Annotated in this window: 16 protein-coding genes, 1 other RNA gene and 1 pseudogene; all 18 read left to right on the forward strand. The window is 35.6% G+C overall.

Annotated features, from left to right (window positions below; all coding sequences use genetic code 11):
* The first annotated feature begins 10 nt into the window (after positions 1-10).
* The 18 genes and pseudogenes from aspS (at position 11) to EB239_RS08680 (ending at position 15609) form a co-directional block, all read left to right on the forward strand.
* Positions 11-1789: an aspartate--tRNA ligase gene (gene aspS, locus EB239_RS08605; protein WP_003869780.1), complete on the forward strand. Its 1779-nt coding sequence runs from the start codon at positions 11-13 to the stop codon at positions 1787-1789.
* Positions 1790-1855: 66 nt separating this feature from the next.
* Positions 1856-2038: non-coding RNA, 6S RNA (gene ssrS, locus EB239_RS08610), on the forward strand.
* A 16-nt stretch (positions 2039-2054) separates the two neighbouring features.
* Positions 2055-2765 carry a tRNA threonylcarbamoyladenosine dehydratase gene (locus tag EB239_RS08615; protein WP_042835447.1) on the forward strand — a complete coding sequence of 237 codons (711 nt, stop codon included), beginning with the start codon at positions 2055-2057 and terminating at the stop codon, positions 2763-2765.
* Between the two features lie 76 nt (positions 2766-2841).
* Complete coding sequence (locus tag EB239_RS08620) at positions 2842-3108, forward strand: metal-sensitive transcriptional regulator (protein ID WP_003869782.1); 267 nt, start codon at positions 2842-2844, stop codon at positions 3106-3108.
* A 102-nt stretch (positions 3109-3210) separates the two neighbouring features.
* Positions 3211-3513, forward strand: a pseudogene (trxA, locus tag EB239_RS14985) (thioredoxin); the annotation flags it as partial.
* Positions 3514-3882, forward strand: a complete 369-nt coding sequence (trxA, locus tag EB239_RS14990; RefSeq protein ID WP_049753480.1) for a thioredoxin — start codon at positions 3514-3516, stop codon at positions 3880-3882. It abuts the pseudogene before it with no gap.
* Between the two features lie 235 nt (positions 3883-4117).
* Positions 4118-5158 (forward strand): 2,4-diaminopentanoate dehydrogenase, encoded by a 1041-nt coding sequence (gene ord / locus EB239_RS08630; protein ID WP_003869784.1) that lies wholly within the window; start codon positions 4118-4120, stop codon positions 5156-5158.
* Position 5159: 1 nt separating this feature from the next.
* On the forward strand, positions 5160-5465 hold the full coding sequence (gene ortA / locus EB239_RS08635) for a 2-amino-4-oxopentanoate thiolase subunit OrtA (protein WP_003869785.1): 306 nt from the start codon (positions 5160-5162) through the stop codon (positions 5463-5465).
* Positions 5458-6870: a 2-amino-4-oxopentanoate thiolase subunit OrtB gene (gene ortB / locus EB239_RS08640; protein WP_003869786.1), complete on the forward strand. Its 1413-nt coding sequence runs from the start codon at positions 5458-5460 to the stop codon at positions 6868-6870. The genes ortA and ortB overlap by 8 nt, the downstream gene beginning before the upstream one ends.
* Positions 6867-7241 carry an ornithine aminomutase subunit alpha gene (locus EB239_RS08645; protein WP_003869787.1) on the forward strand — a complete coding sequence of 125 codons (375 nt, stop codon included), beginning with the start codon at positions 6867-6869 and terminating at the stop codon, positions 7239-7241. Before ortB ends, EB239_RS08645 begins: the two co-directional genes overlap by 4 nt.
* A complete protein-coding gene (oraE, locus tag EB239_RS08650; protein WP_003869788.1) occupies positions 7231-9435 on the forward strand; it encodes a D-ornithine 4,5-aminomutase subunit OraE in 2205 nt (734 codons plus the stop codon). The genes EB239_RS08645 and oraE overlap by 11 nt, the downstream gene beginning before the upstream one ends.
* A complete protein-coding gene (locus EB239_RS08655) occupies positions 9419-10762 on the forward strand; it encodes a GlmL-related ornithine degradation protein (RefSeq protein WP_003869789.1) in 1344 nt (447 codons plus the stop codon). Before oraE ends, EB239_RS08655 begins: the two co-directional genes overlap by 17 nt.
* Before the next feature lie 16 nt (positions 10763-10778).
* Positions 10779-11843: an ornithine racemase Orr gene (gene orr, locus EB239_RS08660; protein WP_003869790.1), complete on the forward strand. Its 1065-nt coding sequence runs from the start codon at positions 10779-10781 to the stop codon at positions 11841-11843.
* Positions 11844-12222: 379 nt separating this feature from the next.
* The gene (locus tag EB239_RS08665; protein WP_003869791.1) at positions 12223-12639 is read left to right on the forward strand and encodes a VOC family protein; all 417 of its coding nucleotides are present in this window, start codon (positions 12223-12225) and stop codon (positions 12637-12639) included.
* 88 nt (positions 12640-12727) lie between these two features.
* Positions 12728-13177: an RrF2 family transcriptional regulator gene (locus tag EB239_RS08670; protein ID WP_003868830.1), complete on the forward strand. Its 450-nt coding sequence runs from the start codon at positions 12728-12730 to the stop codon at positions 13175-13177.
* Positions 13178-13223: 46 nt separating this feature from the next.
* Positions 13224-14318, forward strand: a complete 1095-nt coding sequence (mnmA, locus tag EB239_RS08675) for a tRNA 2-thiouridine(34) synthase MnmA (RefSeq protein ID WP_003869792.1) — start codon at positions 13224-13226, stop codon at positions 14316-14318.
* 86 nt (positions 14319-14404) lie between these two features.
* On the forward strand, positions 14405-14566 hold the full coding sequence (locus EB239_RS14640) for a hypothetical protein (RefSeq protein WP_003869793.1): 162 nt from the start codon (positions 14405-14407) through the stop codon (positions 14564-14566).
* 17 nt (positions 14567-14583) lie between these two features.
* Positions 14584-15609 (forward strand): AI-2E family transporter, encoded by a 1026-nt coding sequence (locus EB239_RS08680; protein ID WP_003869794.1) that lies wholly within the window; start codon positions 14584-14586, stop codon positions 15607-15609.
* The last annotated feature ends 233 nt before the right edge of the window (positions 15610-15842 follow it).

The following is a 15842-nucleotide window of genomic DNA, read 5'->3' on the forward strand; positions in this document are numbered from 1 at the left end:
AGGGAGTTAAATGGGAGAACAATTAAATGGCCTTAAAAGAACTCACATGTGTGGAGAATTGACAGTTGAAGACGTAGATAAGTCAGTTGTAGTAATGGGATGGGTGCAAAGGAGAAGAGACCATGGAGGATTAGTATTTATAGATTTAAGAGATAGAACAGGCATTGTGCAGGTGGTTTTTAGCAATGAGGTTTCTTCTGAAGCCTTTGAAAAAGTGCAAAGCGTAAGAAGTGAATATGTACTGGCAATAGAGGGAAAAGTGGTAAAAAGGGCTCCGGAAAATGTAAATCCTAAAATTTCTACAGGAGAAATTGAAATATATGCTAATACTTTAAAAATTTTAAGCAAATCAGAGACTCCGCCTTTTCCAATAGAGGATAGGAGCAATGTATCAGAAGCTATAAGGTTGAAATACAGATACTTAGATTTGAGAAGGCCTTCAATGCAACAAAATTTGATGACTCGGTTTAAAATAACTAAAGTTGTCCGCGATTTTTTAAACAGAAATGGTTTTATAGAAATAGAAACTCCTCTTTTAATTAAAAGTACTCCAGAAGGGGCAAGGGACTATCTTGTACCGAGTAGAATTTATCCAGGAAAATTTTATGCTTTGCCTCAATCTCCTCAAATATTCAAACAACTTCTTATGATTTCTGGATTTGATAAGTATTACCAAATAGCCAAATGTTTAAGAGATGAGGATTTAAGAGCAGATAGGCAACCAGAGTTTACACAAATAGATATAGAAATGTCTTTTGTAGAAGTAGAAGATGTTTTGAAAATTAACGAAAAAATGATTGCAGAGATATTTAAAGAGACTTTAGGCATTGATGTACCAATTCCTTTTAAAAGATTATCTTATCAAGAATCTATGGAAAGATTTGGGACAGATAAACCAGACTTGAGGTTTGGAATGGAACTTAAGGATTTATCTGATATAGTGGCACAATCAGAATTTAATGTGTTTAAGAATGCTTTAAAAAACAACGGGTCTGTCAGAGGTATAAATGTAAAAGGTGCTGCTTCTATGCCAAGAAGACAGTTGGACGAACTGGTAGAGTTTGCAAAAACTTATGGCGCTAAAGGACTTTTGTGGATACAAGTTTTTGAAAAGGAAGTGAAATCTCCTGCTACTAAATTTTTAAGTGAAGAAGAAATGAAGAAAATACTCGAAAGACTTGAGGCAGAAGCCGGAGATTTGCTACTAATTGTGGCAGACAAAGATGAAATAGTTTTTGATACTTTAGCTCATTTGAGGCTAGAGCTTGGCAAGAGATTTAATTTAATTGATGAGAATAAATATGAGTTTGTTTGGATAGTAGATTTTCCACTTTTAGAGTACGACGAAGGAGAAAAAAGGTATGTAGCAAAGCACCATCCTTTTACTGCTCCTAAAGATGAAGATATAGAGCTACTGGAAAAGGAACCTTTAAAAGTCAGGGCAAAGGCTTATGACATAGTTTTAAATGGTACAGAGATTGGTGGAGGAAGTATAAGGATACACGATACTGAGCTTCAAAAAAGAATGTTTAAAGTTTTGGGATTTAGCGAAGAAAAAGCGTGGGAAAGATTTGGATTTTTGATGGAGGCTTTCAAATACGGTGCTCCTCCCCATGGAGGTATAGCTTATGGGTTGGATAGGCTTGCAATGATTATAACGGGAAGCGACACCATAAGGGATGTAATTGCATTTCCAAAGACTCAAAATGCAGTGTGCTTGATGACAGATGCTCCTTCTGAGGTTTCAGAAGAGCAGTTAAAGGAATTGCACATAAAGGTAGACCTATAAACGTTTACCAGTTGAAAAATAGAGGCTTTTGTGATATTATTTATATAGAAAGATGAATAAAGCTGAAAAGCCCTGTGGTGTACGTGAGGTCCGGTGAAAGTTTGAGCCAACACCAATAATAAGGGAGCCTGGGCTTTGGCAGTGGAATATAGGCCGTCTTCGAACGGAAATATGAAGCTGCCAAGAGGGCACCCACTTTGTGAGTCCGGGTTCAAAAACTACCGGGAAGCACGGCACTATGGGGTTTTTTTATGGAGGGAAGAGTGTGGACATTTTTTCACGAACAGAGCTTTTAATAGGGAAAGAAGGGCTTTTAAAACTTAAAAACAGTACTGTTGCTGTTTTTGGAATAGGAGGAGTAGGCTCTTTTGCTGTTGAAGGTTTAGTAAGAGCAGGAGTTGGTAAATTGGTTTTGATAGACGGGGACAACGTGTGTGTCACAAATATAAATAGACAGATACATGCTACTACTCATACAATAGGCAAGCCAAAGGTAGAAGTGATGAAAGATAGGATATTGGAAATAAATCCTCAAGCCCAGGTTATTATTTTTAAAGAGTTTTACTCTAGCGAAAATAGCGATAGGCTTTTGTCTAAAGAGTATGACTATGTGATTGATGCAATTGACAGAGTACCTTCTAAAATAGATTTGATAGAAAAATGCATTTCGTTAAATATTCCTATAGTAAGCAGTATGGGGGCAGGAAATAAATTAGACCCTACAAAATTTGAAGTAACGGATATATATAAGACAAGTGTATGCCCTCTGGCAAAAATAGTTAGAAGAGAACTTAAAAAAAGAGGTATTAAATCTTTAAAAGTGGTATACTCTAAAGAAGAGCCTTTAAAAAATTTCTATCAAAGCGAGGAAACTGTAACTTATTCAAAATCGGTACCCGGCAGTATTTCTTTTGTTCCCTCTGTAGCAGGCTTAATTTTAGCGGCAGAGGTAGTAAAGGATTTATTAAAAAAATAACAAAAAGCTATTGACATATCTGTGAAAAACTTTTATACTATTCATTGGATACCCCAATGGGGTTGGGAGGTATAATATGTACCAAGATAGCAAAGAGGATTTGTTGAGAAGATTAAGAAAAATTGAAGGACAAGTAAAAGGCATACAAAAAATGATTGAAAATGACGCCTATTGTGTAGATGTACTGGTACAAGTGGCTGCTGTTAGGTCTGCAATAAACAGCGTTGGCAAAATTCTTCTTAAAAGCTATACTACTAGCTGTGTAAAGGGAGCAATGTGTACTGAAAAGCAAGATGACATGATAGATGAACTAGTTGAGACATTTATAAAATTTATGAAGTGATTTTAAAAGTTAGGTTTTGTGAGCAATTTGTTTTATAATAAATGTATAAAGCAATTGCTTTGTATAAAAATAAAATTGAAATAAAAGTATAGGAGTGGTTTTATGGCAGAATTAGTTATTACACTTGAAAATTTTGAACAAGAAGTTGTAAATTCAGATGTACCAGTCTTAATAGACTTTTGGGCTGAGTGGTGTATGCCTTGTAGAATGGTGGCTCCAATAATTGACGAATTGGCGAAAGAATATGAAGGAAAAATCAAAGTAGGTAAAATTAATGTTGATGAAGAAAATGAATTGGCGATGAAATTTAGAATAATGAGTATACCAACAATTGGGCTTTTCAAAAATGGTAAAATGGTAGATAAGATAATAGGAGCAAGACCTAAAGCAGACTTTGTAAAGTTTATAGAAAAACATCTCAATGGTGGTGCTACACAATCAGAAGAATCTGACGAGGTAGAAATTACATACGATAATTTCGAAGAAGAAGTTGTAAACTCTGATGTACCAGTATTGATAGACTTTTGGGCTGAATGGTGTGCACCTTGTAGATTAGTTGCTCCCATAATAGATGAACTAGCAAAAGAGTATAAAGGAAAGATTAAAGTAGGAAAAGTTAATGTAGACGAAGAAAATGAGCTGGCAATGCAATTTAGAATAATGAGCATACCTACAATAGGACTTTTCAAAAATGGCAAGATGGTAGATAAAATAATAGGAGCAAGACCTAAAGCAGACTTTGTAAAGTTTATAGAAAAGCATTTAAACAATTAAAAATCCTGCATTATGCAGGATTTTTAATTTTATTCCTTGAATAAATATGAAAAGAATTGTTTAATTTTCCAAAAAATTAAGAAAATCGAAACATACTAAGGCATACTCTCGCAAACCGAAGAAAACCCAATTTAATATTGGGTTTTCTTCGGTTTTTAAGGAATGGGAAAGCTTTTATTTAGCTTAAGTAAATGTATACAATATAGATATAGAGAAAATTCTTAGAGGTGATAGAATGGAAAACATAAAAGTGGTTGTATGGGGACTTGGTGCAATGGGAAGTGGTATTGCTAAGATGATACTTTTTAAAAAAGGAATGGAAATAGTTGGAGCAATTGATACAGATCCAAATAAAAGAGGAAAGGATTTGAATGAAATTTTAGGGACAAATTCTAAACCTGTTTACATTACTTCTGAACCTCAAGATATTATAAAAAAAGGAAGTGCTGATATAGCGGTTATTGCTACATCCTCCTATGTAGAAAAGGTTTTCCCACTCATTAAATTGGCGGTAGAAAATGGCATCAATGTCATTACAACTGCTGAGGAGATGGCGTATCCTTCTGCACAACATCTAGAATTAGCCAAAGAAATTGACAGACTTGCAAGAGAAAATGGCGTATCTGTCTTAGGTACAGGAATAAATCCGGGATTTGTATTAGACTATTTAATCATTGCACTGACGGGAGTTTGCGTAGATGTTGATTCCATTAAAGCAGCAAGAATTAATGACTTATCTCCTTTTGGAAAAGCTGTTATGGAAGAACAAGGGGTGGGCCTCACTCCTGAGGAATTTGAAGAAGGCGTAAAAAACGGGACTGTTGCAGGGCATATAGGATTTCCTGAGTCTATTTCGATGATTTGTGATGCTTTAGGGTGGAAACTTTCAGGTATTGAGCAGACAAGAGAGCCTATAGTTTCTAAAACTTATAGAGAGACCCCTTATGCAAGAGTTGAGCCGGGTTACGTTGCTGGATGTCGCCAAATAGGGTATGGAAAGGTAGATGGAGAGGTAAAAATAGAATTGGAACATCCGCAACAGATATTACCTCAAAAAGAAGGAGTAGAGACTGGAGACTATATTGAGATTAAAGGAACTCCAAATATAAAGTTGTCTATAAAGCCTGAGATACCTGGAGGTCTAGGTACTATTGCTCTTTGTGTCAATATGATACCTCATGTCATAAACGCAGAGCCGGGTCTTGTTACAATGTTAGATTTGCCGGTACCTAGAGCTATTATGGGTGATGCAAGAGATATGATCAGGAGGAGATAAAATGGCTCAAAAAGGCGATTGGGTAAAAATTAAACAGGTAATTTTAGAACCAGAGGAAAGAGCTGAAAATATACCTCAAGATACAAAAGAGACTCCCTTGACAATGTGGGTTAAAGGTTTACTTTTACAAGATGGAGAGATTGGCGACACAGTCAAAATTAAGACTTTTACAGGCCGAATAGTGGAAGGAGTTTTAATAGACGTAAATCCCCGGTATATTCACGATTTTGGCAATCCAATTCCTGAGCTTATAAAAGCAGGTATAAAAGCAAGAGAGATATTGTATGGCGGTGAAGAGAATGAGTAGGTATAAGGAAGTAATGGCAAGGAAAAACGAAATAATGAAAAAATCTTTAGGAATAGATTATGAGAGATTTGAATCAGGTGGAATTGCTTTTGACTATGAAAGAATGATGAAGGAAACAGGCTATACATTAGAAGAGATTATTAAAATACAAAGAGAAGCAAATGTAGGGGATACTCCACTTATAGAGCTTAAAAATTTAACAGAATTAGCGAGAAAAGTTTCACCAACAGGAAAAGCTGCCAGAATTTTTATAAAAGATGAAGCTTGTAACCCTTCAGGAAGCTTTAAAGAAAGGCGGGCTAGTGTTTCTATATATCACGCAAAACAAAAGGGATATAAGGGAGTCATAGCTGCTACTAGTGGTAATTACGGAGCAGCAGTGGCTTCACAAGCTGCCATGATAGGTTTAAAATGCATTGTCGTCCAAGAAGCTTATGATAGCAGAGGCATAGGGCAGCCAGAAATATTGGAAAAAGGAAGAAAATGTGAAACATTTGGTGCAGAAGTGATACAATTAACTGTTGGACCGGAATTATTTTATGTAAACTTGATGCTATTAGAAGAGACGGGATATTTTAATGCTTCTTTGTACACTCCTTTTGGAGTTGCTGGTATTGAAACATTGGGATATGAAATAGCTCAGCAAGTAAAAGAGAGGACTGGCAAATTTCCTGATGTTGTTGTGGCCACCCATGCCGGTGGAGGCAATTTGACAGGTACTGCGAGAGGACTTATAAAAGCAGGAGCTACTCATACAAAGGTGTACGGAGCAAGTGTTGATTTGACAGGGCTTCACATGGCCTCAGATAAAGATTTTAATAGAAAGTCTTTTACGACGGGACATACAGGATTTGGAATTCCTTTTGCGACTTGGCCGGATAGAGCAGATGTGCCTCGAAATGCTGCAAGGCCTTTAAGGTACATGGATGGGTATTACCTTGTCAAGCAAGGGGAAGTCTTTTACATGACAGAGCTTTTAGCTCAATTAGAAGGTTTAGAAAGAGGACCAGCGGGAAATACCTCTTTAGCGGCAGCTTTCAGTTTGGCACAGCAAATGGAAAATGACCAGATAATAGTGGTGCAGGAGACAGAATATACAGGGGCAGGTAAAAATCCAACGGCTCAGCTTACTTTTGCTATGCAAAACGGCATAAAAATTCTAATAGGAAATCCTGATGATGAGATACCAGGACAAAATATAATTTTGCCTGAACATCCTTCTATGATAAAGGCAAGAGAAGTCAATCTTTCAAATTTGAAAAAATCCTATATTAAAAACTGTGTCCAACATTTTGGAATAATGCCTAAAGAGGAGGACATCAAGTTTTTAGCAGAAGATACTAAGTCCAGTGAAGAATTTGTGAAAGAAGTAATTTCAGAATTACAGAATGGAGGGTTAGTATGAGACGAGAAGATGATTTTGAAACAAGAAGCAAACACTTAAAGCACATGACAGATGAAGAATTAGACGCATATTTCTGGAAATTGGCAGAAAAAATTGTAGATCCTTTGATAGAGTTGGCATATTATCACACATCTCCATCTATTGAGCGTTCTGTGCTTTTACGAATGGGTTTTTCTAGTATTGAGGCAAAGGAGATTGTAAACAGAATTGAGGAAAGAGGGCTTTTGCCAAAAGGAGCAGGAAATATTGTGTTGAAAGTTGCAGAAAGGGTTAAAAAGGATTACCTCACTGCCGGAAAATCCATAGCTAATGGAGAGTACTTGGAGGTGCTTGATGATATAGCAAGGGAGGCTAGTAAAAATGAAGCTTGAAAAGGATAAAAAAATAGATATTGAAGAAATTTTAAAGGATTTGGACAAATATGTGCCTAGGAGAAGAGGATGGCACTGGAGAGAGGATGTAGGTAAACACAAAATTGGCGATTTTGAGTATTATCAGGTTTCAAAACCACTTAAAAACAGTATTCCTTTACCTGCTGCAAAACACTTTGGAAACATTGACCCTCAGCCAGATTGTGTGATAACCACAGAAATAGCTTCAGGAAGGTTTGAAGATGATATAAGGCGCATGAGAATGGCAGCATGGCATGGAGCAGACCACATAATGGTTATTAGAACGTTAGGACAAAGCCATTTTGATGGACTCATTGAAGGAACACCTGAAGGTGTAGGAGGAGTTCCTATTTCGAGAAAACAAATAAGAGCGACGAGAAAAGCATTGGATTTAATTGAAGATGAGGTCGGTAGGCCTATAAACTTTCACTCTTATGTAAGTGGGATAGCCGGTCCTGAAGTAGCTGTTATGTTCGCTGAAGAAGGGGTAAATGGTGCCCATCAAGACCCTCAGTACAATGTCCTTTATAGAAATATAAACATGGTAAGGTCTTTTGTAGATGCAGCAGTTGCTAAGAAAATAATGGCAGATGCTAATATACTTCAAATTGATGGTGCTCACAATGCCAATGCAACAGCAAAATATGGATGGAAAGTTATGCCTGAACTTTTAGTTCAGCACGCTATAAATACACTTTATTCGAGAAAAGTAGGAATGAAACCAGAAAACATAGCCTTATCTACAGTGCCACCAAATGCTCCACCAACTCCTTCCATACGTTTGGATTTGCCGTATGCAGTAGCTTTGAGGCAGCTTTTTAAAGATTATAAAATGAGAGCGCAAATGAACACAAAGTATATCGAACACGATATGAGAGAAGCAACTGTAACACATGTGCTTAACCTTTTAATATCTCGATTGACCTCAGCAGATATACAAAGTACTATTACTCCTGATGAGGGAAGAAATGTCCCATGGCATTACAACAATATCAACGCAATAAACACTGCTAAACAAGCCCTTATCGGCATGGACGGTCTAAAAGAGATGGTAAAACTCAATTTTGATGGGGAGTTAGGGAAAAAAGTCAGAGAATTAAAAATGAGAGCTATTCTCTTTATGGAGGAAATTTTAGAAGTTGGAGGATACTTTAAGGCAGTAGAAGAAGGCTTCTTTGTGGATTCAGGCTATTATCCAGAGAGAAATGGAGATGGCATTGTAAGAACTATAAATGGCGGTATTGGCGCCGGTACTGTTTACAAAAGAGATAAAGACTATATTGCACCAGTATGCTCTCACTTTGGATATAACAATTTGCCAGAAGGGCTTAATAAACCTTGCGATTTAATAGATGGATGTACTCTTTGCAAGCATGAGAAAATCCATTATATAGACGAATTAGATGAGAATGACAATGTAGAAAATAGATTGAAAGAAACTGTTGAGTACAGAAAAGGAGATAAAATAAAGCCAGAAGTTGAATGGGCAGGAGACGGCATAATAAGCATGAACCTATTTTTGCCTGTAAATGAAAGGACTGCTGAATACGCGGCTATTAAATACGCAGAAAAGCTGGGGCTTACTGATGTAGTCGTTTTAGGTAAACTTCCAATGCATCCTGCAGAGGGAACGTACGTGGAAGTAAGAGGGCGTGTTCAATTTTCTATTGACAAAAATGAATTAGAAATACCGCCGGAAGAGGAAATACTTTCAGATGAGGAAATAGAAGAAGATATTAAGAGAAAGCCTATGAAGGTGGTTGCTGCAACTGTAGGAAATGATGAACATTCTGTGGGCTTAAGAGAGATTTTGGACATAAAACACGGTGGAATTGAAAAATACGGCATAAAATTTACTTACCTTGGTACTTCTTGTCCTGTAGAAAAGTTAGTTGATGCAGCTATAGAGGAAAATGCTGATGCTATTTTAGTTAGCACTATAATAACCCATGATGATGTCCATATAAAGAATATGAAAAAAATTCACGACCTCTGTGTAGAAAAGGGAATAAGGGATAAAGTAATTTTAGTAGGTGGAGGTACGCAAATTACAAACGACCTTGCTAAAAGTGTTGGCTTTGATGCAGGATTTGGAAGAGGTACAAAAGGAAATCAAGTGGCAAGTTTTTTAGTTAAAAAAAGAAGGGAAAAGGAAAATGAGGAAAACAATTGACATACTTGTAGCCGAGATTGGAAGTACTACGACAACTGTAAATGCTTTTGTTCTGGGCAGTGATCCTGTTTTTATAGGTCAGGGGATGGCTCCTACCACAGTCTTAGATGGGGATGTGAATATTGGTCTTGTGGGGGCTATTGAGAATTTAAAAGATAAAATTGGAGATTTTGTATATAGTGAGATGCTTGCTTGTAGCAGTGCTGCTGGTGGCCTCAAAATGACTGTACATGGCTTAGTCTACGACATGACTGTAAGGGCAGCTAAAGAGGCTGCCCTTGGGGCAGGAGCCAATATAAAACTTATAACAGCAGGAAAACTGAGAAGAACGGATTTAGAAAAAATAAAACAAATAAAACCAAACATAATACTTTTAGCAGGTGGAGTGGATTACGGAGATAGAGAAACTGCTCTTTATAATGGAGAAAAATTGGCGGAATTAAAGTTGAATGTGCCAGTAATTTATGCAGGCAACATAGAAAATAGAGAAGAAATTTCCTACATTTTTCAAGAAGCCGGTCAGGAAGTATACATTGTAGACAATGTTTATCCATCAATTGACAATTTAAATGTAGAACCGACAAGAAAAATGATTCAGAAAGTTTTTGAAAAGCATATTGTAACAGCGCCAGGTATGAGTAAAGTAAAAGAATTGGTGACAGGAAATATAATCCCAACGCCAGGTGCTGTCATGGAATGTGCTATGCTTCTTTATAATGACATAGGTGATTTGATGGCAGTCGATATAGGTGGAGCTACTACAGATGTTCATTCTGTTACTGAAGGAAGCGATGAAATACAAAAAATAACTGTAAATCCAGAGCCTTTGGCTAAACGCACAGTAGAGGGGGATTTAGGGGTTTTTGTTAATTCAAGAAATTTATTTGATTTGTGCGGAGAGGATATATATAAAAAATTCAGTAATGCAGATGAACTAATAAACAATATAAAGCCAATACCCCAAAAAGAAGAAGAAAAAGAATTTGTGTTGTATCTTGCAAGCAAGGCATTAGAAGTGGCAGTAAAGCGTCACGCAGGTAAATTAAGCAGTTATTTTGGACTTACAGGAAGAACCTTTTATGCGGAAGGAAGAGATTTGACAAATGTTAAATGGATAATAGGTACCGGTGGAATATTTTCAAGACTTGAAGGAGGAGAAAAATTATTAGAAAATATAAATGATGGAGGAAGTGGAAAAGAGCTTTATCCTCCTTCATCGGCAAAAGTTTTAATTGACAGAGATTATATCATGGCGGCTTGTGGTGTTTTGTCTAAGAAATATCCTGACGAAGCTTTGAAATTAATCAAAAATAGCTTTGGCATTTAGAAATGGGGGAGATTAAGTGTATCCCTTGTTGAGAATAAACTTAGAAAAACTTCGAGAAAATACGCAAACTATCGTTAATTTGTGTGAAAAGAGAAATATAAAGGTAGTAGGTGTTACAAAAGTTTTTTGTGCTATTCCAGAAGTAGCACAGACGATGGTAAAAGGTGGAGTAGAAATTTTAGGAGATTCTCGAATTAAAAATTTAAAAAAATTACAACACATACCGGTACCTAAAATGCTTCTTCGAATTCCCATGAAAAGTGAAGTGGAAGAAGTTATAAAATATGCAGATATAAGCCTAAACTCAGAAATAGATACAATAAAAAGTCTGTCAGAAGAGGCAAAAAAACAAAGGAAAATTCATGAAATAATCCTAATGGTAGACTTAGGGGATTTGAGAGAGGGCGTATTGAAAGAGGATGTTATTCCAATAGTAGAACAAATAGTAAAACTAGAAGGTATAAGATTAAGGGGAATAGGTACTAATTTAACTTGTTATGGTTCGGTTATTCCTACGCCAGATATATTAGAAGAGCTTGTGGAAATAAAAAATTCTATCAACAAAAAATTCAACTTGAATTTAGATATAGTCTCAGGAGGAAACTCAAGCAGTCTGTACTTAGTTCAAAATGGTCTCATACCAAGAGGAATAACGCAACTTAGAATAGGAGAAGCTATTGTCTTAGGTAGGGAAACGGCTTTTGGAGACAGAATTCCCCATACTTATGACGATGTATTTACTTTAGAAGCACAGATAGTCGAATTAAAAGAAAAACCTTCTTATCCACGAGGTATATTAGGAATGGACGCTTTTGGAGAAAGACAAGTATATGTGGATAGAGGGATAATGAAAAGGGCAATTTTGGCTGTAGGAAAACAGGATGTCAATATGAATGACCTAATTCCTATGGACAGTTCTATTGAATTAATAGGTTCAAGCAGTGACCATTTAATTGTTAATGTTACAAATTCCCAATATCCGTATAAGGTAGGAGATATAATAAAGTTCAAGCTGAGATATGGAGGGATTTTATCCTGCTCTACATCTGAATATGTAGAAAAAGTCATTGAAGAGGCGTAAAAAATACGCCTCTTCAGTTTGTTGACAAAGTTAAAAAATATTCAAAGGAGATATTTTGCATCGTCGCTCCGATGTTCCAAAACGACAAAACTAAAGCTCGACCTTCGGGTTCCGGCAGGGTACCGGGCACAATCGGCATCCATGCCTTAAGGTGCCCGCCTCCGCCCTCCTTGGCTTCGGCCCTGCCTCCACCCTCGGTCTTGCTAAGTTTTGTTACCGCTTTGTAACAAGTCGCTCCTTATGCAAAATATCTCCTTTACGAAAGTTTGTCTACAGTCTAAAGAGGCGTAAAAAATAAGCCTCTTTTTGTATTATGAAAAACATTAATTTACTGTTATAATAAAAATAAAAAGGAATAATATTTTTGGGAGGTTTTAGTGTGATAATAGGGTTAGGACATGTAGCCTACAAAGTTAAAGACCTTGATGAAAGTTTAGAATTTTACTGTGGCAAATTGGGACTAAAAGAAGCTTTTAGGCTTAACCATGAAAATGGAGAATTAATGCTTGTGTACTTAAAAGTGGTGGAAGGACAATTCATTGAACTTTTCCCCAGAGGGATAGACAAGGGAAAAGATGAAGATGAAAGGATAGGGTTTAAACATTTGTGTCTACATGTAGATGATATTTTTGCTACATTAGAAGAACTAAGAAAGAGAGGCTTGGAAATAAAGGGGCAGCCTATGATGGGGGCAGATGGAAATTATCAATATTGGATAGAAGACCCTGATGGAAATAGAATAGAACTAATGCAAATAATGCCGGGTTCTTTGCAAGATAAAGCAAAAGAATTATAGAAAATTAAGTGTTGACAACCACTTTTTTAAGTGGTATTCTTTTTGTTGAAATCCTGGTAAAATAGTAGGAATTCAGGGGTGGATAATCGTGAAACTATCTACAAAAGGTCGATATGGGATACAAGCTATGTTTGAATTAGCTCTTTACTACGGGGAGGGCCCGATTTCTTTAAAAACTATAGCAGAAAATGAGGGACTTTCTGAGCATTATTTAGAACAGCTTATAGCAATTCTTAGAAAAGCTGACCTTGTGAAAAGTGTCAGAGGAGCACAGGGAGGATATATGCTAGCAGCTCCTCCTGATAAGATAACCGTTGGAGATGTGATAAGAACATTGGAAGGATCACTGGCTCCTGCAGATTGCGTTTTGGAAGATACTCCTTTTGAGTGCAGCAGAGCAGGAGGTTGTCCGACGAAGTTGGTGATGGAAAGAATAAGAGACAGTATAAATAAAGTGATAGACTCTATTACTTTACAGGATATGGTGGATGATTACAGGCGATTAAATCAAAAAAGTGCTTTTATGTATTACATTTAGGGAAATAATAATTTTAGGACTTTTAAGGGAGGATTTTATATATAATATGGAGATAAACAATAGAGTAGCAATTGGAATGAGTGGAGGAGTAGATAGCTCTGTAGCTGCATATCTTTTAAAAAAAGAAGGATTTGATGTTATAGGCCTTACAATGAAAGTATGGGTAGACCATGAAGCTAAAGCTTTTGATAGCGATAAGAGCTGTTGTTCTTTAAGAGCTACACAAGATGCAAAAAAAGTTGCAGAGATGTTGGGAGTACCTCATTACACAGTTGATTTTAGTGAAGTCTTTTATGATAAAATAGTAAATTATTTTATCAATGAATATTTAAAAGGAAGGACTCCTAATCCTTGTGTATTGTGTAATAGGCAAATAAAATTTGGAGAGCTTCTAGAGAAAGCATTTGAGTTGGGAGCTTATTACATTGCTACAGGCCATTATGTCAGAAAAGACTATGATGAAAAAACAAAAAGATATTTATTAAAAAAAGGTATAGATTCTTCTAAGGATCAAAGCTATGTCTTATATCGTTTGACACAGAAGCAGTTAGAACATGCTCTTTTCCCTTTAGGAAATTACAAAAAAGAAGAAATAAGAGCTTTGGCAGAGGAGTTAAAGCTACCTGTTGCTAAAAAGCCAGAGAGTCAAGAAATTTGTTTTATCCCAGATAATGATTACAGCGGATTTATAAAAAGGCAAGTTAAAGATGAAATAAAGCCAGGAGAATTTAGAGATGTTCACGGTAAATTTTTAGGGTATCATAAAGGAATAATACACTATACAATTGGTCAGAGAAGAGGATTGGGTTTATCTTCTGATAGACCTTTATACGTCGTGGATATAGATGTGAAAAACAATGTGGTTGTTGTTGGACATCAAGAAGATGTTTGGGGAGAGGAGCTAATATCCTCAAATAACAATTTTATTTCCATTGAAAAACTTAAAAGGGAAATGAAGGTAACTGCAAAAATACGCTATACAGCTAAAGAAGAAGAGGCTATAATAAAGCCATATGAAGAAGATAAAGTATTAGTAAAATTTTTAAAACCTCAAAGAGCTATAACTCCAGGACAATCAGTTGTCTTTTACGATAAAGATGTAGTAGTAGGAGGAGGAATAATTGAAAAAAAGGTGAGATAGTGCACACAAAAAGTGTGCATTTTTTATTTTAAAGAGGGAAATCTATAAAAAGCAGAAACTTTTTTAGATTTCAAAGGAGGGCTTTTATGAATAGAGACAAATATATAAAGGGATTTTTGGCAGGAATAGTAGCTGCTGCATATATAATTCCCAAAATAGATATGAGAAAATATAGACGTTATAAAGATATGATAGAAAAAAATATGACAAAAATATGGCGTACAATGAACAAAATAAAAATTAGATAGATTTTTCAGGTGATAAAATGCAAGTTAAAAAAGTGTATCTACTTTTTTTAATCATTGGTGCCATAGGCTTATTGTATTTTTTTATAAAGAATTGGGTGAGTATTAAAAATATACTTTCCCCTTTTTTTGTTTCCGCTTTAATAGCCTATTTATTAAATCCAATGGTAAAATTTTTTAATTCAAAGGGCTTTTCTACTTTTTTGTCTATTCTTCTAGTGTTTTTAATTGTTGCTTTGGTAATACTATTTTTTTCTTTTTACATTCTCCCTTTGTTGATAAATGAAATAGTTATTTTTGTGAAAATGATACCTTTCTATACTAAAGAACTACAAAAAATTTTGATTCAACTAAAATTTAACTATTTTTCTTATTTGCCACCTCAATTTGAAAAAGTTTTAGATAAAAATTTGAATGCCCTAAATAATCTTTTTGCCTCTCGTGTCGATTTGGTTTTTAAATCTACTGTTGCAATATTAAAAGATATTATAGACGTGATAATTGTACCGATTATTACTTTTTATCTTTTAAAAGATAAAAATGTATTTGAAAAAGAAATTGAAAGAATGATTCCCTCCAAATATCATGATAGTTTTTTTGCTCTTTTAAAAAAAATAGACAAAATTTTAAGTAAATACATAAGAGCACAAATATATCTTTCTATCTTTGTTGCTATTTTTACAAGTATAGGCCTTTCTCTAATTAAAGTTAAATATGCTTTTTTAATAGGAATATTGGCAGGAATATTAAATATAATTCCCTACATAGGGCCTATCTTATCAATTATTCCTGCTGTTTTAATAGGGCTCCTTGATTCTTTATCTAAAGGCTTTTGGGCTTTACTTGTGTGTCTTTTAGTGCAACAGATAGAAAATGCCTTTATAACACCTAAAATAATTAGCGACAGTGTAGGGCTTCATCCTATTACAGTGATTTTTTCATTGATTGCAGGAGAGGAACTTTTTGGCGTCTGGGGGCTTTTATTATCTGTGCCTGTTGTAGCAATAGGGAAAGTTATTGTAACAGAAATTTTTATTGAGAAATAAACCAGTTATTGACTTGTTATATTCAATCTTGTATAATATACTCAAAAAAGAGCGGGTAAAAGCCCGTCCCCAATTTGGGACGGTTTTTATGTGCGCCCGGCATGGGCGATAACTAGGCGGTGAAAGTCCGCTGTGGGCTTGGTAGTGGGAACCACTAGCCAAGAGCAAGGGTGTCCATCGTGAGGTGGAATCTGAAGGAAGCTTAAGGCAAAATCTCGGTCTGATGAACAAGA

Origin of the sequence: Thermoanaerobacter ethanolicus JW 200 (assembly GCF_003722315.1) — a bacterium.
Taxonomy (GTDB): domain Bacteria; phylum Bacillota; class Thermoanaerobacteria; order Thermoanaerobacterales; family Thermoanaerobacteraceae; genus Thermoanaerobacter; species Thermoanaerobacter ethanolicus.

Bases quoted from the DNA above. Each gene is read 5' to 3' on its own strand.
- aspS (WP_003869780.1), top strand. From the start codon at position 11: ATGGGAGAACAATTAAATGGCCTTAAAAGAACTCACATGTGTGGAGAA.
- EB239_RS08620 (WP_003869782.1), top strand. From the start codon at position 2,842: ATGTACCAAGATAGCAAAGAGGATTTGTTGAGAAGATTAAGAAAAATT.
- ord (WP_003869784.1), top strand. From the start codon at position 4,118: ATGGAAAACATAAAAGTGGTTGTATGGGGACTTGGTGCAATGGGAAGT.
- ortA (WP_003869785.1), top strand. From the start codon at position 5,160: ATGGCTCAAAAAGGCGATTGGGTAAAAATTAAACAGGTAATTTTAGAA.
- ortB (WP_003869786.1), top strand. From the start codon at position 5,458: ATGAGTAGGTATAAGGAAGTAATGGCAAGGAAAAACGAAATAATGAAA.
- EB239_RS08645 (WP_003869787.1), top strand. From the start codon at position 6,867: ATGAGACGAGAAGATGATTTTGAAACAAGAAGCAAACACTTAAAGCAC.
- oraE (WP_003869788.1), top strand. From the start codon at position 7,231: ATGAAGCTTGAAAAGGATAAAAAAATAGATATTGAAGAAATTTTAAAG.
- EB239_RS08655 (WP_003869789.1), top strand. From the start codon at position 9,419: ATGAGGAAAACAATTGACATACTTGTAGCCGAGATTGGAAGTACTACG.
- mnmA (WP_003869792.1), top strand. From the start codon at position 13,224: ATGGAGATAAACAATAGAGTAGCAATTGGAATGAGTGGAGGAGTAGAT.
- EB239_RS14640 (WP_003869793.1), top strand. From the start codon at position 14,405: ATGAATAGAGACAAATATATAAAGGGATTTTTGGCAGGAATAGTAGCT.
- EB239_RS08680 (WP_003869794.1), top strand. From the start codon at position 14,584: ATGCAAGTTAAAAAAGTGTATCTACTTTTTTTAATCATTGGTGCCATA.